This window comes from Aeromonas sp. FDAARGOS 1409, from assembly GCF_019048705.1.
GTDB classification, from domain to species: domain Bacteria; phylum Pseudomonadota; class Gammaproteobacteria; order Enterobacterales; family Aeromonadaceae; genus Aeromonas; species Aeromonas sanarellii.
On sequence record NZ_CP077395.1, the window covers coordinates 1,326,933 to 1,347,500 of the forward strand.

The window sequence follows — 20,568 nt, forward strand, 5'->3', positions numbered from 1 at the left end:
TTGCAAGCCTAACCTGATAACCTACCGCCATGAGCAAAACACATCTAACGACCGAAAAATTCGCCCAAATGGGCCTCGAACCCGAAGTTCTGGCTGGTCTGGAATCAAAGGGATTTCACTATTGTACGCCCATCCAGGCGCTCTCCCTGCCGCTGCTGGTAGAAGGTCATGACCTCGCCGGTCAGGCCCAGACGGGAACCGGCAAAACCCTGGCTTTCCTGGCGGCGACCTTCAACTATCTGCTGACCCATCCGCTGACCAGGCCACGCCTCGTCAACCAGCCACGCGCCATCATCATGGCCCCGACCCGGGAGCTGGCGGTCCAGATCTATAACGACGCGGAGAGCATGTCCGCCTCTACCGGTCTCAAACTCGGCCTCGCCTACGGCGGCGAAGGCTACGACAAGCAGCTGGCCGTGCTGGAGCAGGGCGTCGACATCCTGATCGGCACCACGGGCCGCATCATCGACTACTTCAAGTCCAAGGTCATCGATCTCGGCAACATCCAGGTCGTCGTCTTGGACGAAGCGGATCGCATGTTCGATCTCGGCTTCATCAAGGACATCCGCTTCCTGTTCCGCCGCATGCCCCCCGCCACCGAGCGTCTGAGCATGCTGTTCTCCGCCACCCTCTCCCTGCGGGTGCAGGAGCTGGCCTACGAGCACATGAACCACCCGGAACACGTGCAGGTCGAGCCGGAGCAGATGACGGGCGTGCGCATCAAGGAGGAGCTCTTCTACCCCTCCAACGAAGACAAGATGTTGCTGCTGCTCTCCCTGATGGAAGAGGAGTGGCCGGAGAAGGCCATCGTCTTCGCCAACACCAAGCACGTCTGTGAAGACGTTCACGCCTGGCTGGAGAACGACGGCCACCGCGTCGGCCTGCTGACTGGCGACGTGCCCCAGAAGAAACGGATGAAGATCCTAGACGAGTTCACCAAGGGTCAGCTGGACATCCTGGTCGCCACCGACGTGGCCGCCCGCGGTCTGCACATCCCGGACGTGACCCACGTCTTCAACTACGACCTGCCCGACGACGCCGAGGACTATGTCCACCGCATCGGCCGTACCGGCCGCGCCGGCAAGAGCGGTCACTCCATCAGCCTGGCCTGTGAAGACTATGCCTTCAACCTGCCGGCCATCGAGGAGTACATCCACCACCCCATCCCGGTCAGCAAGTACGACCGCGAGGCGCTGCTGGATGACGTGACCGCCCCGAAACGGGTGTTCCGCAACCGTCAGCCGGTGAACCGCAACATGCGGGATCGCCAGGGTGGCGGCAACAGCAACAACCGCCGCCGTCCGCCCCGCAAGAACTGAGGGACTGGCCAAGTTGCACAACTCGCCTCTCTATGCCGCCATCGACCTCGGCTCCAACAGCTTTCACATGCTGGTGGTGCGCGAGGTCGCCGGCGCTCTGCGCACCGTCACCAAGGTCAAGCGCAAGGTTCGCCTCGCCGCCGGCCTGGATGCCGACTTCCGCCTCAATCGCGCCGCCATGGAGCGGGGCTGGGACTGTCTGCGCCTCTTCTCCGAGCAGTTGCAGGACATCCCGTCCGACAACATCCGGGTCGTCGGCACCGCCACCCTGCGCCTGGCCACCAACGTCGACGAGTTCCTGAGCGAAGCGGAACGGGTGCTCAACCACAGTATCGAGATCATCTCGGGCGAGGAAGAGGCCAAGACCATCTACGAGGGGGTCTCCTGGACCTCGGCCGGGGAAGGCAACCGGCTGGTGATCGACATCGGCGGCGCCAGCACCGAGCTGGTGATCGGCGAGCAGAGCGAGGCCAAGCTGCTCAACAGCCTGCACATGGGCTGCGTCACCTGGCTCAACAACCACTTCGGTGACGGCGAGCTCTCCGAGACCCGCTTCGAGCAGGCCATCACCGGCGCCAAGGCGGTACTGGAGAAGGTAGCGGAAGATTACCGCGCCCTCGGCTGGCGCACTTGCGTCGGCGCCTCCGGCACCGTCCAGGCGCTGCAGGAGATCATGCTGGCCCAGGGGAAGAGCGAGCGGGTCACGTTGCCGAAACTGCAGGAGCTGATGGGTCAGGCCATCGCCTGCGGCAGGCTGGATCAACTGCGGCTGGAAGGATTGGCCGCCGAGCGGCTGACCGTGTTCCCCTCCGGCCTCGCCATCCTGATCGCCATCTTCGAGACCCTCGGCATCGAGAGCATGACGCTGGCGGGTGGGGCGCTGCGCGAGGGGCTGATCTACGGTCTGCTCGGCAACAATCACGACTGTGACGCCCGGGATCGCACCGCCGACAGCCTGATCAGCCGCTACCAGCTGGACAAGGAACACGCCGAGCGGGTGCGCGACACCGCCATCCAGGCCTTCACCCAGCTGCAGCCGGCCTGGCGCCTCTCCAAGCGCTACGGTCGCCCGATCCTGCGCTACGCGGCCCTGCTGCACGAGATCGGGCTCTGCATCGAGTACAAGAAGGCGCCGCAACACGCCGCCTACATCATCGACAACATCGACATGCCGGGCTTCACCCCGGCCCAGAAGAAGCTGCTGTCGGCCCTGCTGCTCAACCAGCGGGACGACTTCAAGCTGGAGCCGCTGGAGAAACAGGGCGCCGTGACGGCTCGCCAGGCGATCCGGCTGGCCCGCATCCTGCGCATCTCCCTGATCCTCTGCATGCGCCGCACCCAGGGTACAGTGCCCCAGTTCATGCTGCAGGCCGATGAGGATGCCCTGACCCTGACCCTGCCCAGGGGCTGGCTGGACGAGCACTACCTGAGGGCCAGCGAGCTGCGCCTGGAAGTGGAGCGCCAGCAGAAGATGGGCTGGTCCACCCGCCTGCTGGAAGCCTGAACGGGCGCCCTGCGCCCGCTTCGCTTCTTTTCCCGCCCGTTCCGACAATCCCTTTCGCAGCCATCACTGGCGCCATTCAACGCCTTATCGTTGATTTTATTGTACTTTCAACCCGATTCCGGTTCTTCGCCCCCTCCTGCCATCTAGCCTGTGCCAGCGGCTCGGCTAGAGTTGAGTTGTCTCTCTCACAGGAACGGAAACCATGAAACATTTACCCCTGATAGCCCTGACTGCCCTGCTGACCGCCTGCGGTGGCGGCAGTGACGACAACAGCCAGCAGAATGCCGAGATGTCCCTGGCCTTCTCCGATGCCCCGGTGGATTCGGTCAGCAAGGTCTGCATCGCCGTCTCCAACATCAGCATCCACCCCGTCTCGGGGAGCGAGCTGGCCTGGACCACCGCCAGCTTCCTGACGTCTGCCCAGGACGATGGCTGCACGCCGACGGGAGAGCTCATCCCTCTGGACGCCTCAGGCCACCCCCTGTTCACCTATATCGATCTGCTGAAATACCCGGGCTCCAGCAGCCGACCCCTGCTGGCCAGCCAGAGCGTGGTCCCCGGCGACTACAGCCAGATGCGGCTGCGGATCCTGGATGGCCGGGATGCAGGCAATCAATTCCCGGATGGCACACCCTACTCCTACGTCCTGCAGGATGACGGCGTGATCAAGCCGCTGGAGGTGCCGAGCAACGAGCTGAAGCTGGATGCCTTCACCATCGCCGCCAACGGCCTCAGCGCCTTCACCACAGAGTTCGACCTGCGCCACTCCATGGTGCTGCCGGGCCACGAGGAGCATTACAAGCTCAAGCCCAGAGGGGTGCGACTGGTGAACAACACCGAGGTCGCCACCGTCAGGGGCACGGTGGCGGCAGGGCTCTGCGGCGGCCAGCTCACCGACAAGGCCTTCGTCTACTTCTACGACGAGCTGCGCCCTGTGGGAGATGACGCCTATCCCGACATGGCCGACCTCGACAACGGCTTCTACGCCAGCGCCCCCGTCGTTCCCCTGACGGGTGGTGGTTACGGCTACGAGCTGGGCTTCGTCAACCTCGGCAGCTACGACATGGTGCTGGTCTGCAACGGCGACGAGGATGATCCCGAGCTGGCCGGCGACCCGCTGCAGCTGGAGCAGGTGCTGAAGGCGCAGCCGGTGACGGCCCCGACCACCAGCATCAATTTCCAGTGACGGGCCTGGGGCCGAGGTAGGAGAAGCACCATGACAGGGTATCAACCCATCAGTTGCGACCTCTATGACTGGCTCGAGATCGCCGCCCGCTGGCAGCTGCCGGTCACCCTCACCGGTCGGGACGGCCGCCTGTGGGCAGACAGGATCCGCACCATCGAGGCCAGAGAAGGCGTCGAGTACCTGCTATTGCAAGGCGGCGAGCACCTCAGCCTGGCGGATCTGGCGAGTCTGGAGCTGCTCTGGCAGGGGGAAGAGAAGCGGATCCGCTTCTAGCCGCCGAGTGCGAACAACGAAAGAGGGCCCGCAGCGCGGGCCCTCTTGCTATCTGACACCTTGACTCAAGCGCGCTCGAATCAGCCTGCCGCCAGCGCCGCCATCACATAGACGTCGAAGCGGTTGCTCTTGGTCTCGATGGCCATGCTCGGCTTCTGCTCGTTGAGCCAGCCCGCATAGTCCGGCCGCTTCACCACCACCCGTTTCTCCGCCATCCTGAGCGCCGCCGGCAGCAGGGCGTCGGCGTCCAGATCCGCCCCCACCAGGGACTGGAACACCCGCATCTCCTTCTTCACCAGGGCCGACTTCTGCTTGTGGGGGAACATGGGATCCAGGTAGATGACGTCGGGCCGTTCGGTCAGCGCCAGCAGGGTCTCCACCGCCGGCCCGTGCAGCAGCTGCATCCGCTCGCGCACCCAGGGGCCTATCTCGGGATCCTGGCCCGCCCGCGCCAGGCCGTCCTGCAGCAGGGCCGCCACCACGGGGCTGCGCTCGATCAGGGTCACCCTGCAGCCGAGGGAGGCGAGCACGAAGGCGTCACGGCCGAGCCCAGCGGTGGCGTCCACCACGGTCGGCATGGCCCCCGACTTCAGCCCCACCGCCTTGGCAATGGACTGGCCGCGCCCCCCGCCGAACTTGCGGCGATGGGCCACAGCCCCTTCGATGAAGTCCACATAGACGGCCCCCAGCTTGGGCTCGTCCAGCTTGCGCAGCTCCAGCCGTGCCTCGGTCAGCACCAGCGCGAAGGGGGCCGGAAACTCCACCCCGGCCAGCCGCAGCCGCAGGGCGTCGAGCTCGCCATCACGGGCGGGGACTTCACTGAAAACCTGAATATGGGGCATAACACGGACTCATCACGGCGCAGGAGCCGGCATGATAGCAGAAGCGGGAGATCAGCTCACCGTGGTCAGGTTCATCCCCTGACGGTTGAGGCCCAGGTACTCCACCAGATCGTCATAGGGCAGCGGACGGCTGAGCAGGTAGCCCTGGGTGAAGGCACAGCCCTTCAGGCAGAGGAAGTTCAGCTGCTCGCGGGTCTCCACCCCCTCGATCACCACCTGCATGCCGAGGTTGTGCACTATGTTGATGATGCCGTCGAGCAGCAGCCTGTCCTGCTCGTTGAAGGGGATGTGGCGCACGAAGGAGCGGTCGATCTTCACCAGATCCACCGGGAAGGTGCGCAGGTAGTTGAGGGCCGAGTAGCCGGTGCCGAAGTCGTCGATGGCCAGCTTGCAGCCCGCCTCGCGCAGGGCATCGATCCGCACCCTGTGCTGATCGCTGGTCTCCATCAGCAGGGACTCGGTGATTTCGATGATGATGTCCGCCGGGTCCAGGTTGAAGTGACGGATCACCCTGAGCCACTCGTTCGCCTCCGGATCGATCGTCTGGAACTCCAGGGTGGAGCGATTGATGGACATCTGCAGATCCGGGAAACCGGACTGCTGCAACCGCGCCAGATCCCGGCACGACTGCCACAACACCAGGGCCCCCAGCCCCTGGATGAGCCCCGCCTCCTCCGCCAGCGGAATGAAGTCCGCCGGCGAGACCTGACCCCAGTGGGGGTGGTACCAGCGCACCAGGGCCTCCAGCTTGGCGACCCGGCCGCTGCGATTGTCCCAGATGGGCTGGTAGGCCATGGTCAGCTGCCCCAGCTTGATGGCCTCCGCCAGATCGCGCTGCATCTGGTGGCGCTGGCTCACCTCTTCCCGCATGGAGGCGTTGTAGGTGCCCAGGGGACGGCCATGCCGCTTGGCGACGAACAGTGCCTGCTCGGCATTGCGCAGCAGCTCGTCGCTGTCGCCGCCGTCGTTGGGGCAGAGGGTGATGCCCATGGTGGCCGTCACATAGAGGTGCTGGTTGGCCAGCATGAAGGGGCGGGCGAAGCCGCCGATCACCTGCTTGGCAAACACCTCAGCCTGGCGCCGGTTGACGATGCCGGGCACCAGGAAGGCAAACTCGTCGCCCCCGATGCGGGCCACCAGATCCTCGGTGCGCACCCGGCTCACCAGCCGATCCGACACCTCCTTCAGCAGAGCGTCACCGACGTGGTGATCCATGCTGTTGTTGACCGCCTTGAAGTTGTTGAGATCCAGCACCATCAGGGCGAAGCGCTCTCCCCGCTCGCAGAAGCGGGTGAGGCAACGGCCGAACAGCCAGCGGTTCGGCAGCCCGGTGAGGTTGTCGTAGTTCGCCTGGGCCGCGATCTTCTGCTCCGCCAGCTTGGTCTGGGAGAGATCGCTGAAGATGGCGATGTACTGGCTGATCCTGCCCCCTTCCCGCACGGCGCTGATCATCAGTTGCTGGGGATAGAGCTTGCCGTTCTTGCGCTTGTTCCACACCTCGCCGCGCCAGATCCCCACCCGCTCCAGGGCGTGGTACATGTCCGCGTAGAAGGTCTGATCGTGCAGCCCGGACTTGAGCATGCTGGGCCGCTGGCCGCAGGCCTCCTCCTCGCTGTAGCCGGTGATCTTCTCGAACGCCGGGTTCACCGAGATGATGCGGCTGTCGGCGTCGCACACCAGTATGGCTTCGGAGAGGTTGTCATAGACCCGGTGGGAGAGCTTGAGCTGCTCGGCATGGCGTCGGATGGGGTCGATGTTCTCCAGCACCACCATGAGATAGTCGGGATGCATCTGCTCGTTGCGGATCAGGGTCACCGTCACCCGCCCCCAGAGCACGGAACCATCCCGGTGCAGGTAGCGCTTCTCCTGGGTAAACGCGGGACGCTCTCCCCGCTTGAGGGCGTCGTAGAGCGGAATGCTGGTCCGCCAGTCGTCCGGGTGGTTGATCTCGGCGACCGTGAGCCGCAGCAGCTCCTCCTGGCTGTAGCCCAGCATCTTCTCGATGGCCGGGTTGACCCAGAGGATATGCCCCGCCAGATCCAGCTTGCCGATCCCCACGGGGGCGTGGGACATCATGGTGTCCAGGAAGTGGGGATGGTCCGGGTTGTCCGCCTGGGCCGGCCCGCACTGGCGTTCCTGCTGATACATCAGCGCCAGCTCGCGACCGGCGAGGGGGGCCAGCAGGCGCAGCAGCCCCATGATCTTGTCCATCCTGGGCATGGCCCGTTTGAACATGACGCTGCACAGCCCTATGGTCTCCCCTTCGGCGCTCTTCAGCGCGATGCCGGCATAAGCCCTGACCTCGCAGCGTTCCAGCACGGCCGCGTGGGGGAAGAGCTGCCGGGTGCGATCGCAAAACCAGGCCTCCCCCTGTTGCATGGCAATTTCGCCCGGGGTGCTGGCGAGGGGAAAGCTGTAGGAGTTGATGTCGAGGGAGGCGGGATAGGCGGCGTGCACGGTAAAAAACAACCCGGCCTGATCCTTGCCCGACACCAGGACGAAGTCAGCCCCGACCGCGTTGGCGATTTCACTCACAAAGGTATCGAAATATCCCTGACCACTCGAATGAGACAGGCTGGAGATGATTTGATAGACAGACTCGAGTGCTCGCCTCATGGCAAGGTTCTTTCTCTCCCGGCAAGGTAGAACCCGACTCTACTGAAGAGGCGGGGACAGTGCAAACATGCACTCTGCAAGATATTAAAAAGCCTTGGGAAAAGGGACCAAAAGGTCCCTTTTTCTCTCAAAAATCACGTTTTGATCCCACTATGCCGCAAATATGTACCTGCTTGAAACTCACCGGATCGGCGGGCAGCAGGGGCCCGCCGCCCCTGCCCCGTCCGGCAAGCTGAAGGCCACTCAGGCCGCGATGCCGCTGTGGCGCAGCAGGGCATCCACCTGGGGCTCGCGGCCACGGAAGGCGCGGAACAGCTCCATCGGCTCCTTCGAGCCCCCCTTCTCGAGAATGTGCTTCAGGAAGGACTGGCCGGTGACCGGGTTGAAGATCCCCTCCTCCTCGAAGCGGGAGAAGGCGTCGGCGGAGAGCACCTCGGCCCACTTGTAGCTGTAGTAGCCCGCCGCATAGCCACCGGCGAAGATGTGGGAGAAGCTGTGCTGGAAGCGGTTGAACGCGGGGGGCGTCATCACCGCCACCTGGCTGCGCACCTGTGCCAGCAGCGCCGGGATCTGGTCCGGGCTGGCCGGGTCAAACTCCTGGTGCAGGCGGAAGTCGAACAGGGCGAACTCCAGCTGGCGCAGCATCTGCATGGCCGCCTGGAAGTTGCGGGCCGTCATCATCTTCTCCAGCAGATCCGCGGGCAGCGGCTCGCCGGTCTCGTGATGACCGGAGATGAAGGCCAGGGCCTCGGACTCCCAGCACCAGTTCTCGAGGAACTGGCTCGGCAGCTCCACCGCGTCCCAGGCCACGCCGTTGATGCCGGCCACCCCGGCCACGTCGACCCGGGTCAGCATGTGGTGAATGCCGTGGCCGAACTCGTGGAACAGGGTCACCACCTCGTTGTGGGTGAACAGGGCCGGCTTGCCATCCACGGGGCCGTTGAAGTTGCAGGTCAGGTAGGCCACCGGCTTTTGCAGCGAGCCGTCCTGACGGTAGCGGCGGCCGAGGCAGACGTCCATCCAGGCGCCACCCTGCTTGTGCTCGCGGGCGTAGAGATCGAGGTAGAAGCTGCCGCGCAGCTCGTCATCGGCGTCGAAGATGTCGTAGAAGCGCACGTCCGGGTGCCAGGTGTCGATACCGAGGCGCTCGCGCACCTTCATGCCGAACACCCGCCTGACCACCTCGAACAGCCCCTTCACCACCTTGCCGGCGGGGAAGTAGGGGCGCAGCTGCTCGTCGGAGATGGCGAACTTGTGCTGCTTGAGCTTCTCGGCGTAATAGGCGAGATCCCAGGCCGCCAGCTCGGTCTGACCGTGCTGTTCGGCGGCGAAGGCGCGGATCTCTTCGAGCTCCGCCTTGCCTTGCGGCAGGGACTTGGCCGCGAGATCCGTGAGGAAGGTCACCACCTGCTCGGGCTTGTCCGCCATCTTGGTGGCGAGCGACAGCTCGGCATAGTTGGCAAAGCCCAGCAGCCGGGCCAGCTCGCGACGCAGGGCGAGCAGCTCGGTCATGATGGCGGAGTTGTCCCACTTGCCGGCGTTCGGCCCCTGGTCGGAGGCGCGGGTGGTGAAGGCCTCGTACAGCTCGGCGCGCAGGGCGCGGTTGTCGGCGTACATCATGACCGGCAGGTAGGAGGGGATGTCCAGGGTGAACAGCCACCCCTCCTTGCCCTTCAGTTCGGCCAACTGGCGGGCGGCGGCCTGTGCGCTCTGCGGCAACCCGGCCAGTTCGGCCTCGTCGGTCACCAGCTTGCTCCAGCCCTGGGTCGCGTCCAGCACGTTGTTGCTGAACCGGGAGGCCAGCTCGGAGAGGCGGGCCTGGATCTCGCCGTAGCGCTGCTGCGCCTCGGCGGGCAGACCGATGCCGGAGAGGCGGAAGTCGCGCAGGGTGTTCTGGATCTCCTTGCGCTGGGCATCGTCCAGCCGGGGGAAGTCGTCGCTCTCGGACAGCGCCAGATAGGCCTGATAGAGGCCTTCATGCTGGCCGACATAGGTCTGGAATTCGGAGAGCAGTGGCAGGCAGGCGTCGTGAGCCGCCCGCAGCGCCTCGCTGTTGAGTACGGCGTTGAGGTGGCTGACGGGCGACCAGATCCGGGAGAGGCGGTCATTGACCTCTTCCAGCGGCGCGATCAGGCTGTCCCAGGTGTGGGGTTCCTTCTGGGCCAGCACGTCCTCAATCTTCTGTTTGCAATCGGCGATGGCCTGCGTCACGGCAGGTTGCACCTGATCGGGCTGGATCTGGCTGAAGGGAGGCAGCGAGTCCATTGTCAGCAAAGGGTTAGTCATCTGCGGTACCTCTAAATGCTCTGCAGCCCCTGCCGTCCAGAAGCTTGCTTGGACCATCTAAGATGTAGGCAGAAACCCCATTTATCAAGCCTTTGCCGCCAAGAGACGGGCTCTTGCCCACTTTTTGAGGAAAACCGCTCACAAAATCACCTACTCGTCCGCCAGAGACGACAATGCCGGCCCCGGGGCCGGCATTGTCCGCTCAGTCACGCCACATGATCAGCGCCGGGCGTCTTCCAGCAACCACTGGGCGACCCGCTTGGCGAAGTAGGTGAGGATGCCGTCGGCACCGGCCCGCTTGAAGCAGAGCAGGGACTCCAGCACGCACTCCCTCTCCTTCAGCCAGCCGTTCTGGATGGCGGCCATGTGCATGGCGTACTCGCCGCTCACCTGATAGGCGAAGGTGGGCACCCCGAACTGATCCTTGACCCGGCGGATCACGTCCAGATAGGGCATGCCCGGCTTGACCATGACGCTGTCGGCCCCTTCGGCGATGTCGAGGGCCACCTCGTGCAGGGCCTCGTCGCCGTTGCCCGGGTCCATCTGGTAGGTGGCCTTGTTGCTCTTGCCGAGGTTGGCGGCGGAGCCCACGGCATCGCGGAACGGGCCGTAGTAGTGGGAGGCGTACTTGGCGGAGTAGGCCATGATCTGGACGTTGACGAAGCCGTTCTCCTCCAGCGCAGCCCGGATGGCACCGATACGACCGTCCATCATGTCGGACGGCGCGACGATGTCGGCACCCGCAGCGGCGTGGGAAAGCGCCTGCTTCACCAGGATCTCGGTGGTGATGTCGTTCATCACATAGCCTTCATCGTCGATGATGCCGTCCTGACCGTGGGTGGTGAAGGGATCCAGCGCCACGTCCGTGATGACCCCGAGCTCGGGGAAGCGGGCCTTGAGGGCACGGGTGGCCCGCTGGGCCAGGGCATCCGGGTTGTAGGCCTCTTCCGCCATCAGGCTCTTGCGCGCCAGCGGTGTCACCGGGAACAGGGCCACCGCTGGCACGCCGAGGGCCACCAGTTCGGCGGCCTCCTCCAGCAGCAGATCGATGGAGAGGCGATCCACCCCAGGCATGGAGGCGACGGCCTCACGCTGCCCTTCCCCCTCCAGCACGAACACCGGATAGATGAGATCGTCGACGGTCAGCGTATGCTCGCGCACCAGACGGCGGCTGAAATCATGTTTGCGCACCCGGCGCAGACGACGGCCCGGGAAGGCCCCCGGAAGAGTTGTGGCCATGAATCACTCCAAAAGCGGAAGTTGGAAGAATGCGGCGGAGGTGGCCCGGGTATGGGCCAGCAAGGCCTCGGGCGCTTCACCACGGCAGGCCGCCACCACCTGGGCGATGTGCGGCAAGAAAGCGGGTTCGTTGCGTTTGGGCCTGGGCTTTAGATCCCGCGGCACCAGATAGGGGGCGTCCGTCTCTATCATCAGGCGTCCGGCCGGGATGCGGGCCACCTGCTCGCGCAGCAGCTGGCCACGGCGCTCGTCACAGAGCCAGCCGGTTACCCCGATGTGCAGCCCGAGCGCCAGGCACTGGTCCAGCTCGGCGTCGGTGCCGGTGAAGCAGTGCAGCACGGCCCCCGGCAGGCGGGGCAGCCAGGGACGCAGGATCTCGACGAAACGGGCGTGGGCGTCCCGGCAGTGCAGGAAAACCGGCATCCCGAGCTCGGCGGCCAGGGCCAGCTGGGCGTCGAACACCGCGTCCTGCACCGGACGGGGGGAGAAGTCGCGGTTGTAGTCGAGACCACACTCGCCGATGGCCACCACCTGGGGCAGGGCCGCCAGCTCGCGCAAGGCGGGCAGGGTGGCCTCATCGACGCCCTTGGCATCGTGGGGATGCACCCCGGCGGTGGAGAAGCAGTAGCCCGGCCAGCGGGCGGCAAGCGTGGCGCTCTCCCGGCTGCCGACCAGATCGGTGCCGGTCAGGATCAGCGCCTCCACCCCGGCGGCACGGGCGCGGGCCACCAGGTCGGCCTGCTCGCCGGCAAACTGGCTGCTGGTCAGGTTCAAACCGATGTCGATCATGGGCTCATGGGTTCCGAACAAAAGAGATGCATATCAGGTATTTGAAAACCATCTACTCGATGGGGCCTTACCATACGCCTCGAAGGGGGGCATGAAAAGAGGAAGGGAGCCTCAGCTCCCCTCTTCCGGTTGTTCCTGATCCTGCTCATCTTCTTTCTTCACGTAGAAGCGGGCGAAGAACAGGCCTATCTCCCATAGGCCCCACATGGGGATCGCGAGCAGGGTCTGGGAGAAGACATCCGGCGGCGTCAACAGCATGCCGACCACGAAGACCCCGACGATGACGTAGGGGCGCTTCTCCTTCAGGCTCTTGGGGGTGGTGATCCCGGTCCAACACAGCAGTATGGTGGCCACCGGGATCTCGAACGCCACCCCAAACGCGAAGAACAGGGTCAGCACGAAGTCCAGGTAGCTCGCGATGTCGGTCGCCACCGTCACCCCGGCGGGGGCGGTACTGGTGAAGAAGCCGAACACCAGGGGGAACACCACGTAGTAGGCGAACGCCATCCCCGCGTAGAAGAGCACCGCACTGGAGGCCACCAGGGGCAGGATCAGACGGCGCTCGTGCTGGTACAGACCGGGGGCGATGAAGGCCCAGGCCTGATAGAGCAGATAGGGGATCGCCACGAAGAAGGAGACCATCAGGGTCAGCTTGATGGGCGTGATGAAGGGGGTCGCCACATCCGTCGCTATCATGCTGGTGCCTGCCGGCAGCTGGCTGAGCAGCGGCTGGGCCACGAAGTCGTAGATGTCGTTGGAGAAGTAGATCAGCGCGATGAACACCAGCAGTATGGCCACGACCGACCGCAGCAGACGGGTTCTCAGCTCCACCAGATGGCTGATGAGGGGTTGCTCGGCCTGGCTCATGGCTTCACCTCCCCTTTGGCCGCGGACTCGCTGGCGGTCTCAGGTGCCCTCTCTCGCTGGCTGTTGACCGGTGGCACCTCTGGGGTCGCGGGCACTGCGACCGGGGTAGCCGGCTCAGCCTGAGGGGCAGGCTCCTGAGGCGGACGGATCTCGTTCTCCCCCTGATAGGGGCGATTCACCGACTGGGCCGCCGCCTTGAGCTGTTCGATGGACTCCTGCAGCTCTGGGCTCAGGTTGTTCATCTGCAACCGCTCCGCCTTCTTCAGATCGTTGTGCAGCTCCTGCAGCTTGAGCTCCTGCTCCAGCTCGCTCTTGACCGAGTTGGCGGTGCTGCGGATCAGCCTGATCCAGTGGCTGGCGGTGCGGATCGCGACCGGCAGCCGCTCCGGCCCCAGCACAACCAGCGCCACCACGCCGATGACGACCAGCTCCCAAAAACCGATGTCGAACATGGCTTAGGCCTGGTCTTTGTCTTTCTGCTTGGCGGGATCGCCGCTCTGGCTGGCCGTTTCGTTGAGCTGCTTCGGCGGGAACTCGGCGTCCTTCTGCTCCGGCTTCACCTCGCCCGGCTCATCGGACAGCGCCTTCTTGAACCCCTTGACCGCCGCGCCCAGATCGCCGCCGATACCGCGCAACTTCTTGGTGCCGAACAACAGCACGACGATGACTGCGATGATCAACAACTGCCAAATACTGATACCACCCATGACTTTCTCTCCGGATAGGCGCCCGATGGCGCAGTGTGTTTAATGGGAACGGGCTCGCAACCAACCCAGCAGCCAGCATAACCCGGCGCCGGCGAGGCTGATTTGTCCCCACTCAATGTGTTGTTTCTGGGTCAGCAAGAATACACCCGCGAGCAGCAGGCTGGCTCCAACCCCTAAGAGGTAGCGGGCCTGCCCCTGGCGACGGCTGTGGCGACGGAAATCGGCGAACATCTGGTCGAAGTGATGCTGCTGGTGACGGGCCTGGCGCAGGGTCTCGTAGACCAGCTCCGGCAGCTCCGGCAGCTTCTCCGCCCAGAACGGCGCCTTCTCCCTGATGGCATTCCACACCGCCTTGGGGCCGACCTGCTGGTGCATCCAGTTTTCCAGATAGGGCTTGGCGGTCTGCCACAAGTCCAGCTGGGGATAGAGCTGGCGCCCCAGCCCCTCCACATAGAGCAGGGTCTTCTGCAGCAGCACCAACTGCGGCTGTACCTGCATGTTGAAGCGGCGGGCGGTGTTGAACAGGTTCAGCAGCACGTGGCCGAAGGAGATCTCGGAGAGCGGCTTCTCGAAGATGGGCTCCAGCACGGTGCGGATGGCGAACTCGAACTCGTCCACCTTGGTATCGGGCGGCACCCAGCCTGACTCCACGTGCAGCTGGGCGACCCGCTGGTAGTCTCGGTTGAAGAAGGCGAGGAAGTTCTCCGCCAGGTAGCGCTTGTCTTCCCGGTTCAGGGTGCCGACGATGCCGCAGTCAATGCCGATCCAGAGCGGGTTTTCAGGGTGTTCATAGGAGACGAAGATGTTGCCCGGGTGCATGTCGGCGTGGAAGAAGCTGTCGCGAAACACCTGGGTGAAGAAGACCTCCACGCCGCGCTCCGCCAGCAGCTTCATATTGGTACCATTCGCCTCGAGGGCTTCGATGTCGGACACCGGGATGCCGTAGATGCGCTCCATCACCAGCACCTGTTCACGGCAGTGATCCGTGTACACCTCGGGCACATAGAGCGCCTCCGAGCCGGTGAAGTTGCGGCGCAGCTGGATGGCGTTGGCCGCCTCCCGCATCAGGTTCAGCTCGTCGAGGATGGTCTTGCGATACTCCTCCACCACCTCGACGGGACGCAGCCGGGCGCTCTGGGGCACGAAACGGGCCACCAGGCGGGCCAGAGCCTGCATCAGGCGCAGGTCGGCGTCGATGACGGGCTCGATGTCGGGGCGGATCACCTTGATGACGATCTCGCGGCCATTTTCCTTCAGCCGGGCGGTGTGCACCTGGGCGATGGAGGCCGACGCCAGCGGCGTCTCGTCGAAGTCATCGAACAGGGTCTCGATGGGGCATCCCAGGCTCGCCTCTATCTGGCGACGGGCAGCCTGGCCACAGAAGGGGGGCACCCTGTCCTGCAGCAGCGCCAGCTCCTCGGCGATGTCCGGTGGCAGCAGATCGCGGCGGGTAGAGAGCATCTGGCCGAATTTGATGAAGATGGGGCCCAGGGCCTCGAAAGCGAGGCGGATGCGGGCACCACGGCTGAGGTCCGGCTGCTTGTTCTTGAGCCAGAACAGGCTGCGACGGGCCAGACGGCCCGACCAGGGCTGGTAGCGGGCAGGCACCAGCTCGTCGATGCCCTGCTCCAGCAGGATGCTGACGATGCGATAGAGGCGTTTGAACTCCTTCGGGGTCATCAGCTCACCTGTTGCTCGAGGCGGGCCAGCCGCAACTCGACCGCCTTCATCTGCTGGGCCAGCACCTCGACGTCGTCGTTGAAGCTTGCCACTTCCAGCGGGCCGGGGGCGAGTCGCGCCTCCTCGGTCAGGTATTCCGCCAGCTGTCGCTGGCTGCGGCACAGCTCGCGCCCCACCAGACGGCGGGCCTGACGGGCACCGCCACACAGGGTGTGGGCCAGCACGTCGCCGGTGTAGCGGGAGAGCTCCTCTTCCCAGTCGATGTCCAGCTCCCCCAGCAGGGTGCTGAACGCCTGCACCAGCTGGGGATCGCCGCTCAGATCCAGCTTCTCCTCGCGAATGTAGCGAGTCAGGGCAGACGGGTCCTTGAGCAGACCGAGAGCGGTGAGCGACAGGCTCAGGACCGCATCGGCCTCCCCCTCATAACGGGCCAGCACATCCAGCCGGCGCTCGGAGAAGACAAACCAGAGCGGCTTGAGCTCGCGCAGCTCCAGCTTGAGCACCCTGCCCGCCAGTTTGCGCAGCCGCTCCGGACTCCGCTTGTCGAGGAATAGCAACTGGTTGAGGCTGGTTTCGATCACCGCGGTGACCATGGCATCCATCGGCATAGGCGACCTTAAAACTTGTAACCGCGGTGCAGGGCGACCACACCCTGGGTCAGGTTGTAGAACTCCACCTGCTCGAACCCGACCTGCTCCATCATACCCGCCAGGGTCTGCTGATCCGGGTGCATGCGGATGGACTCTGCCAGATACTGGTAGCTTTCCCCGTCATTCGCGACGATTTCGCCCATTTTCGGCAGCAATTTGAAGGAGTAGAGATCATAGAGCTTGGCGATCACTTCGCTCTCCGGCTTGGAGAACTCCAGCACCAGCAGGCGACCGCCCGGCTTGAGTACCCGAAACATGGAGGCGAGCGCCTTGTCCTTGTCGGTGACGTTGCGAAGGCCGAAGCCGATGGTGATGACGTCGAAGTGGTTGTCCGGGAAGGGGAGCGCCTCGGCATTGGCCTGCACATAGGAGACATTGTTGGCCACCCCCAGGTTGCGCAGCTTGTCGCGACCCACCTTGAGCATGGAGTCGTTGATGTCTGCCAGTACCACCTGACCGGTCTCGCCCACGATGCGGGAGAACTTGGCGGTCAGATCGCCGGTGCCGCCGGCCAGATCCAGCACTTTCTGGCCCTTGCGCACGCCGGAACAGTCGATGGTGAAACGCTTCCACAGGCGGTGAATGCCGAACGACATCAGATCGTTCATCAGATCATACTTGGCTGCCACCGAATGGAAGACACCGGCGACCAGGGTTTCCTTCTCGGTCGCGGCCACGGTTTTATAGCCAAAATGCGTAGTACTAGTCTGTTCCGACATCCCTCAAATACCCATAGAGCAAAGAATGGCCGCCAGTTTACCAGAGCCGCCAGCGTCCGGACACCTCAAACCCGGCTCGCCACCAATTGCATCCCCAGCACGACCATGGCCAGGCAGAGGAACAGATTGAGGCCGACATTGAGCAGCGCCTTGACGTAGGCACCGTGCTGGGCCAGCACCACTGTATCCAGGGCGAAGGAGGAGAAGGTAGTCAGGGCACCGAGGATGCCCACCATGAGCAGCGGCTTCATCGGGTGTTCCACCACGTGACCATGGCTGATGAGGGCATAGGCCACCCCCATGATGAAGGAGCCCACCACGTTGACCACCAGGGTGCCATAGGGGAAGTGGCGTCCCAGCAGCCAGGCCATCAGCTCGGCGATGCCAAAACGCAGGCAGGCGCCGATGGCGCCACCGGCCGCAACAAATAACCAGGTTTGCATGGAAAAGGCTCCAATAGTATCGGGTCGCTATTATGCAAAATGCCGGCCGTCGGGGACAGCCGGGCAATTAATCGGCGCGGTCGGCCCGCCTCAGCGACGAAAGTCGATCGGCTCGCTCCGTGCCAGATGGAGTGACGTCTGGGCCGGGCGGGTTTCGGCGATCACCTTGCCGTGGCGAATGGAGTAGCGCACCGGCACCTGGCGGCGCACCGCATCGAAGCCGTTATCCGCGGGCAGGATCAGCAGGTTGGCCGGTTTTCCTATTTCGATGCCGTAGCGATCCTGCACGTTCAGGGTGCGGGCACTGTGGCAACTGATCAGCTTGAGGCTGTCATTGATCTGCTCGTAACCCATGAGCTGGCAGACATGCAGCCCCATGTGCAGCACCTGCAGCATGTTGGCCGTCCCCATGGGATACCAGGGATCGAACACGTCGTCGTGGCCGAAGCAGACGTTGATGTTTGCCTCCAGCATCTCCTTCACCCGGGTGATGCCGCGGCGCTTGGGATAGGTATCGAAGCGCCCCTGCAAATGGATGTTCACCAGCGGATTGGCGACGAAGTTGATGTCCGCCATCCTCAGAAGCCGGAACAGGCGGGAGGCATAGGCTCCGTTGTAGGAGTGCATGGCGGTGGTGTGGCTGGCGGTGACTCTATGGCCGATGCCGCGCTCGTAAGCCAGGGTTGCCAGGGTCTCGATAAAGCGGGACTGCTCGTCATCGATCTCGTCGCAGTGCACATCCACCAGAACCTGATACTTCTCTGCAAGATCGAACACGTAGTGCAGACTTTCGACCCCATATTCCCGGGTGAACTCGAAATGGGGGATGGCGCCGATCACGTCGGCGCCCAGCTTGAGAGCCTCCTCCAGCAGCGCCTTGCCGTTGGGGTAGGAGAGGATCCCCTCCTGGGGGAAGGCCACGATCTGCAGCTCCACCCACTCTTTCATCTCCTCTCGCACCTCCAGCATCGCCTTCAAGGCCACCAGGTTGGGGTCGGAGACGTCCACATGGGTGCGGACGAACTGGATGCCGTTGGCAATCTGCCACTTCAGCGTCTGGATGGCGCGCCGCTTCACATCCTCATGGGTGAGCAATGCCTTGCGCTCGGCCCAGCGCTCTATCCCCTCGAACAGGGTGCCGGAGAGATTCCAGCTCGGCTCGCCCGCCGTCTGGGTGGTATCGAGGTGAATGTGAGGTTCGATAAAGGGGGCCATCGCCAGCCCCCCTTCCCCATCCAGCTCCCGGGTCGAGAGGAGCATCTGGCTCATTGGCGCCAGGGTCCGGATCAAGCCATCCTGACAGAGGATCTGCCATGTCCCCTCCTTGCCGGCCAGACGCACATTCTTTATCAGCATGCTTTTCCCCTTCGAAAGACCGATTGCCTTTGCCAATCCACAACTTAGCTCGGATCAATTTAATAGAAAAGCGATCACTCAGAAGACATATGGGGCTGATAGCCTTGATCAAGGGCAACGAGGAAAGGAGTGCACCGGGATGAAAGCAGGATTGACCGAGATCGGCAGCGCAAGCTTGTTTCACGAGTATCTGCAGACGCTGGGCATCAACCAGCCAGCCATGCCGCCAATAGCGCGGCTGTGGGAATACAGGCGCAACGAGCGGCTGGTGGCAGCCATCCAGATAGAGGCATCGGGACAGCCCCGTTTCTATCTGGATGCCAGGCAGATATCGGCGAACTGAGAAAGGCGGATACAAAAAAGCCTCCCGATTGGGAGGCTTTCTTATTTAATGGTGCTGATACCCAGAATCGAACTGGGGACCTCATCCTTACCAAGGATGCGCTCTACCGACTGAGCCATATCAGCACACTAACCGGTAAAGACCACGCTGGGCGTAATCTTGAAATTGGGTGCCTGGCAGTGTCCTACTCTCGCATGGCGAATGCCACACTACCATCGGCGCTACAGCGTTTCACTTCTGAGTTCGGCATGGGGTCAGGTGGTTCCACTGCGCTATTGCCGCCAGGCAAAATCTTCAATCTAAGAAAGCTGATTTTGTTGTTCGTTCTCGGTATCTGCTACAAGCCTTCGAACACTTCTTGGGTGTTGTATGGTTAAGCCTCACGGGTAATTAGTATGGGTTAGCTCAACACGTCGCCGCGCTTACACACCCCACCTATCAACGTTGTGGTCTCCAACGGCCCTTTAGGACCCTCAAGGGGTCAGGGATGACTCATCTCAGGGCTCGCTTCCCGCTTAGATGCTTTCAGCGGTTATCGATTCCGAACTTAGCTACCGGGCAGTGCCACTGGCGTGACAACCCGAACACCAGAGGTTCGTTCACTCCGGTCCTCTCGTACTAGGAGCAACTCCCTTCAATCATCCAACGCCCACGGCAGATAGGGACCGAACTGTCTCACGACGTTCTGAACCCAGCTCGCGTACCACTTTAAATGGCGAACAGCCATACCCTTGGGACCGACTTCAGCCCCAGGATGTGATGAGCCGACATCGAGGTGCCAAACACCGCCGTCGATATGAACTCTTGGGCGGTATCAGCCTGTTATCCCCGGAGTACCTTTTATCCGTTGAGCGATGGCCCTTCCATTCAGAACCACCGGATCACTATGACCTACTTTCGTACCTGCTCGACCTGTCCGTCTCGCAGTTAAGCTGGCTTATGCCATTGCACTAACCTCCTGATGTCCGACCAGGATTAGCCAACCTTCGTGCTCCTCCGTTACTCTTTGGGAGGAGACCGCCCCAGTCAAACTACCCACCAGGCACTGTCCGCGAGCCCGATTCAGGGCCCTGCGTTAGAACATCAAACATACAAGGGTGGTATTTCAAGGACGGCTCCAGCGCAACTGGCGTCACGCCTTCAAAGCCTCCCACCTATCCTACACATGTAGGTTCAATGTTCAGTGCCAAGCTGTAGTAAAGGTTCACGGGGTCTTTCCGTCTAGCCGCGGGTACACCGCATCTTCACGGCGAATTCGATTTCACTGAGTCTCGGGTGGAGACAGCATGGCCATGGTTACACCATTCGTGCAGGTCGGAACTTACCCGACAAGGAATTTCGCTACCTTAGGACCGTTATAGTTACGGCCGCCGTTTACCGGGGCTTCGATCAAGAGCTTCGCTTGCGCTAACCCCATCAATTAACCTTCCGGCACCGGGCAGGTGTCACACCCTATACGTCCACTTTCGTGTTTGCAGAGTGCTGTGTTTTTGATAAACAGTCCCAGCCATCTGGTCACTGCGACTCCCGTCAGCTCCATCCGCAAGGGACTTCACCAACAAGAGCGAACCTTCTCCCGAAGTTACGGTTCTATTTTGCCTAGTTCCTTCACCCGAGTTCTCTCAAGCGCCTTGGTATTCTCTACCCGACCACCTGTGTCGGTTTGGGGTACGATGACTTGTAATCTGAAGCTTAGAGGCTTTTCCTGGAAGCAGGGCATCAATGGCTTCCGCACCGTGGTGCGTTCGT

General features: G+C 63.1%; 18 protein-coding genes, 1 tRNA gene and 2 rRNA genes (1 of these 21 cut by a window edge). 5 read left to right on the plus strand and 16 right to left on the minus strand.

Annotated elements, in window-relative coordinates; genetic code table 11:
• Window positions 1–29: 29 nt before the first annotated feature.
• The 4 genes from rhlB to I6L39_RS06380 all read left to right on the plus strand — a co-directional run bounded on the left by rhlB (window position 30) and on the right by I6L39_RS06380 (window position 4,282).
• Window positions 30–1,319 carry an ATP-dependent RNA helicase RhlB gene (gene rhlB, locus I6L39_RS06365; RefSeq protein ID WP_042079208.1) on the plus strand — a complete coding sequence of 430 codons (1,290 nt, stop codon included), beginning with the start codon at window positions 30–32 and terminating at the stop codon, window positions 1,317–1,319.
• Window positions 1,320–1,332: 13 nt separating this feature from the next.
• Window positions 1,333–2,823, plus strand: a complete 1,491-nt coding sequence (gppA, locus tag I6L39_RS06370) for a guanosine-5'-triphosphate,3'-diphosphate diphosphatase (protein ID WP_042079209.1) — start codon at window positions 1,333–1,335, stop codon at window positions 2,821–2,823.
• Window positions 2,824–3,025: 202 nt separating this feature from the next.
• Entirely contained in the window at window positions 3,026–4,009 is a 984-nt protein-coding gene (locus I6L39_RS06375) for a DUF4382 domain-containing protein (protein ID WP_216991346.1), read from the plus strand.
• Window positions 4,010–4,039: 30 nt separating this feature from the next.
• Window positions 4,040–4,282: a Rho-binding antiterminator gene (locus tag I6L39_RS06380; RefSeq protein ID WP_216991347.1), complete on the plus strand. Its 243-nt coding sequence runs from the start codon at window positions 4,040–4,042 to the stop codon at window positions 4,280–4,282.
• An 80-nt stretch (window positions 4,283–4,362) separates the two neighbouring features.
• Here I6L39_RS06380 and I6L39_RS06385 read toward each other — a convergent pair whose 3' ends face one another.
• From I6L39_RS06385 to I6L39_RS06445, 13 genes are all read right to left on the minus strand, one after another.
• Window positions 4,363–5,115 (minus strand): class I SAM-dependent methyltransferase, encoded by a 753-nt coding sequence (locus tag I6L39_RS06385; protein WP_200164957.1) that lies wholly within the window; start codon window positions 5,113–5,115, stop codon window positions 4,363–4,365.
• A gap of 60 nt (window positions 5,116–5,175) precedes the next feature.
• A complete protein-coding gene (locus I6L39_RS06390) occupies window positions 5,176–7,740 on the minus strand; it encodes an EAL domain-containing protein (RefSeq protein WP_216991348.1) in 2,565 nt (854 codons plus the stop codon).
• 243 nt (window positions 7,741–7,983) lie between these two features.
• Window positions 7,984–10,026, minus strand: a complete 2,043-nt coding sequence (prlC, locus tag I6L39_RS06395) for an oligopeptidase A (protein ID WP_216991349.1) — start codon at window positions 10,024–10,026, stop codon at window positions 7,984–7,986.
• Between the two features lie 219 nt (window positions 10,027–10,245).
• Entirely contained in the window at window positions 10,246–11,265 is a 1,020-nt protein-coding gene (gene hemB / locus I6L39_RS06400) for a porphobilinogen synthase (RefSeq protein ID WP_216991350.1), read from the minus strand.
• Between the two features lie 3 nt (window positions 11,266–11,268).
• On the minus strand, window positions 11,269–12,054 hold the full coding sequence (locus I6L39_RS06405) for a TatD family hydrolase (RefSeq protein WP_216991351.1): 786 nt from the start codon (window positions 12,052–12,054) through the stop codon (window positions 11,269–11,271).
• A gap of 111 nt (window positions 12,055–12,165) precedes the next feature.
• On the minus strand, window positions 12,166–12,921 hold the full coding sequence (tatC, locus tag I6L39_RS06410; protein ID WP_042079216.1) for a twin-arginine translocase subunit TatC: 756 nt from the start codon (window positions 12,919–12,921) through the stop codon (window positions 12,166–12,168).
• Window positions 12,918–13,373 (minus strand): Sec-independent protein translocase protein TatB, encoded by a 456-nt coding sequence (gene tatB, locus I6L39_RS06415; RefSeq protein ID WP_042079217.1) that lies wholly within the window; start codon window positions 13,371–13,373, stop codon window positions 12,918–12,920. Before tatB ends, tatC begins: the two co-directional genes overlap by 4 nt.
• Before the next feature lie 3 nt (window positions 13,374–13,376).
• Window positions 13,377–13,628, minus strand: a complete 252-nt coding sequence (tatA, locus tag I6L39_RS06420; protein ID WP_042079218.1) for a Sec-independent protein translocase subunit TatA — start codon at window positions 13,626–13,628, stop codon at window positions 13,377–13,379.
• A 39-nt stretch (window positions 13,629–13,667) separates the two neighbouring features.
• Window positions 13,668–15,308 (minus strand): ubiquinone biosynthesis regulatory protein kinase UbiB, encoded by a 1,641-nt coding sequence (gene ubiB / locus I6L39_RS06425; RefSeq protein WP_216991352.1) that lies wholly within the window; start codon window positions 15,306–15,308, stop codon window positions 13,668–13,670.
• Window positions 15,308–15,916 (minus strand): SCP2 domain-containing protein, encoded by a 609-nt coding sequence (locus tag I6L39_RS06430; RefSeq protein ID WP_216991353.1) that lies wholly within the window; start codon window positions 15,914–15,916, stop codon window positions 15,308–15,310. Before I6L39_RS06430 ends, ubiB begins: the two co-directional genes overlap by 1 nt.
• A gap of 8 nt (window positions 15,917–15,924) precedes the next feature.
• A complete protein-coding gene (ubiE, locus tag I6L39_RS06435) occupies window positions 15,925–16,677 on the minus strand; it encodes a bifunctional demethylmenaquinone methyltransferase/2-methoxy-6-polyprenyl-1,4-benzoquinol methylase UbiE (protein ID WP_042079221.1) in 753 nt (250 codons plus the stop codon).
• Window positions 16,678–16,742: 65 nt separating this feature from the next.
• A complete protein-coding gene (gene crcB / locus I6L39_RS06440) occupies window positions 16,743–17,120 on the minus strand; it encodes a fluoride efflux transporter CrcB (RefSeq protein ID WP_216991354.1) in 378 nt (125 codons plus the stop codon).
• Window positions 17,121–17,210: 90 nt separating this feature from the next.
• Window positions 17,211–18,476, minus strand: a complete 1,266-nt coding sequence (locus I6L39_RS06445) for a cytosine deaminase (protein WP_216991355.1) — start codon at window positions 18,474–18,476, stop codon at window positions 17,211–17,213.
• A gap of 139 nt (window positions 18,477–18,615) precedes the next feature.
• On the opposite strand from I6L39_RS06445, the gene I6L39_RS06450 reads away from it, so the two are divergent.
• Window positions 18,616–18,819, plus strand: coding sequence for a hypothetical protein (locus tag I6L39_RS06450; RefSeq protein WP_216991356.1), 204 nt, complete (start codon window positions 18,616–18,618; stop codon window positions 18,817–18,819).
• A gap of 49 nt (window positions 18,820–18,868) precedes the next feature.
• Here the strand turns inward: I6L39_RS06450 and I6L39_RS06455 are convergent.
• The 3 genes from I6L39_RS06455 to I6L39_RS06465 form a co-directional block, all read right to left on the minus strand.
• Window positions 18,869–18,944 (minus strand) — tRNA-Thr (locus I6L39_RS06455).
• 46 nt (window positions 18,945–18,990) lie between these two features.
• Window positions 18,991–19,105 (minus strand): 5S ribosomal RNA (gene rrf / locus I6L39_RS06460).
• An 83-nt stretch (window positions 19,106–19,188) separates the two neighbouring features.
• Window positions 19,189–20,568, minus strand: a 23S ribosomal RNA gene (locus I6L39_RS06465) (it continues 1,509 nt past the right edge of the window).

Excerpts from the sequence above, each read along its gene's own strand:
- rhlB (WP_042079208.1), top strand. The coding sequence starts at position 30 with ATGAGCAAAACACATCTAACGACCGAAAAATTCGCCCAAATGGGCCTC.
- I6L39_RS06375 (WP_216991346.1), top strand. The coding sequence starts at position 3,026 with ATGAAACATTTACCCCTGATAGCCCTGACTGCCCTGCTGACCGCCTGC.
- I6L39_RS06380 (WP_216991347.1), top strand. The coding sequence starts at position 4,040 with ATGACAGGGTATCAACCCATCAGTTGCGACCTCTATGACTGGCTCGAG.
- I6L39_RS06390 (WP_216991348.1), bottom strand. The coding sequence starts at position 7,740 with ATGAGGCGAGCACTCGAGTCTGTCTATCAAATCATCTCCAGCCTGTCT.
- prlC (WP_216991349.1), bottom strand. The coding sequence starts at position 10,026 with ATGACTAACCCTTTGCTGACAATGGACTCGCTGCCTCCCTTCAGCCAG.
- hemB (WP_216991350.1), bottom strand. The coding sequence starts at position 11,265 with ATGGCCACAACTCTTCCGGGGGCCTTCCCGGGCCGTCGTCTGCGCCGG.
- I6L39_RS06405 (WP_216991351.1), bottom strand. The coding sequence starts at position 12,054 with ATGATCGACATCGGTTTGAACCTGACCAGCAGCCAGTTTGCCGGCGAG.
- tatC (WP_042079216.1), bottom strand. The coding sequence starts at position 12,921 with ATGAGCCAGGCCGAGCAACCCCTCATCAGCCATCTGGTGGAGCTGAGA.
- tatB (WP_042079217.1), bottom strand. The coding sequence starts at position 13,373 with ATGTTCGACATCGGTTTTTGGGAGCTGGTCGTCATCGGCGTGGTGGCG.
- tatA (WP_042079218.1), bottom strand. The coding sequence starts at position 13,628 with ATGGGTGGTATCAGTATTTGGCAGTTGTTGATCATCGCAGTCATCGTC.
- ubiB (WP_216991352.1), bottom strand. The coding sequence starts at position 15,308 with ATGACCCCGAAGGAGTTCAAACGCCTCTATCGCATCGTCAGCATCCTG.
- I6L39_RS06430 (WP_216991353.1), bottom strand. The coding sequence starts at position 15,916 with ATGCCGATGGATGCCATGGTCACCGCGGTGATCGAAACCAGCCTCAAC.
- ubiE (WP_042079221.1), bottom strand. The coding sequence starts at position 16,677 with ATGTCGGAACAGACTAGTACTACGCATTTTGGCTATAAAACCGTGGCC.
- crcB (WP_216991354.1), bottom strand. The coding sequence starts at position 17,120 with ATGCAAACCTGGTTATTTGTTGCGGCCGGTGGCGCCATCGGCGCCTGC.
- I6L39_RS06445 (WP_216991355.1), bottom strand. The coding sequence starts at position 18,476 with ATGCTGATAAAGAATGTGCGTCTGGCCGGCAAGGAGGGGACATGGCAG.
- I6L39_RS06450 (WP_216991356.1), top strand. The coding sequence starts at position 18,616 with ATGAAAGCAGGATTGACCGAGATCGGCAGCGCAAGCTTGTTTCACGAG.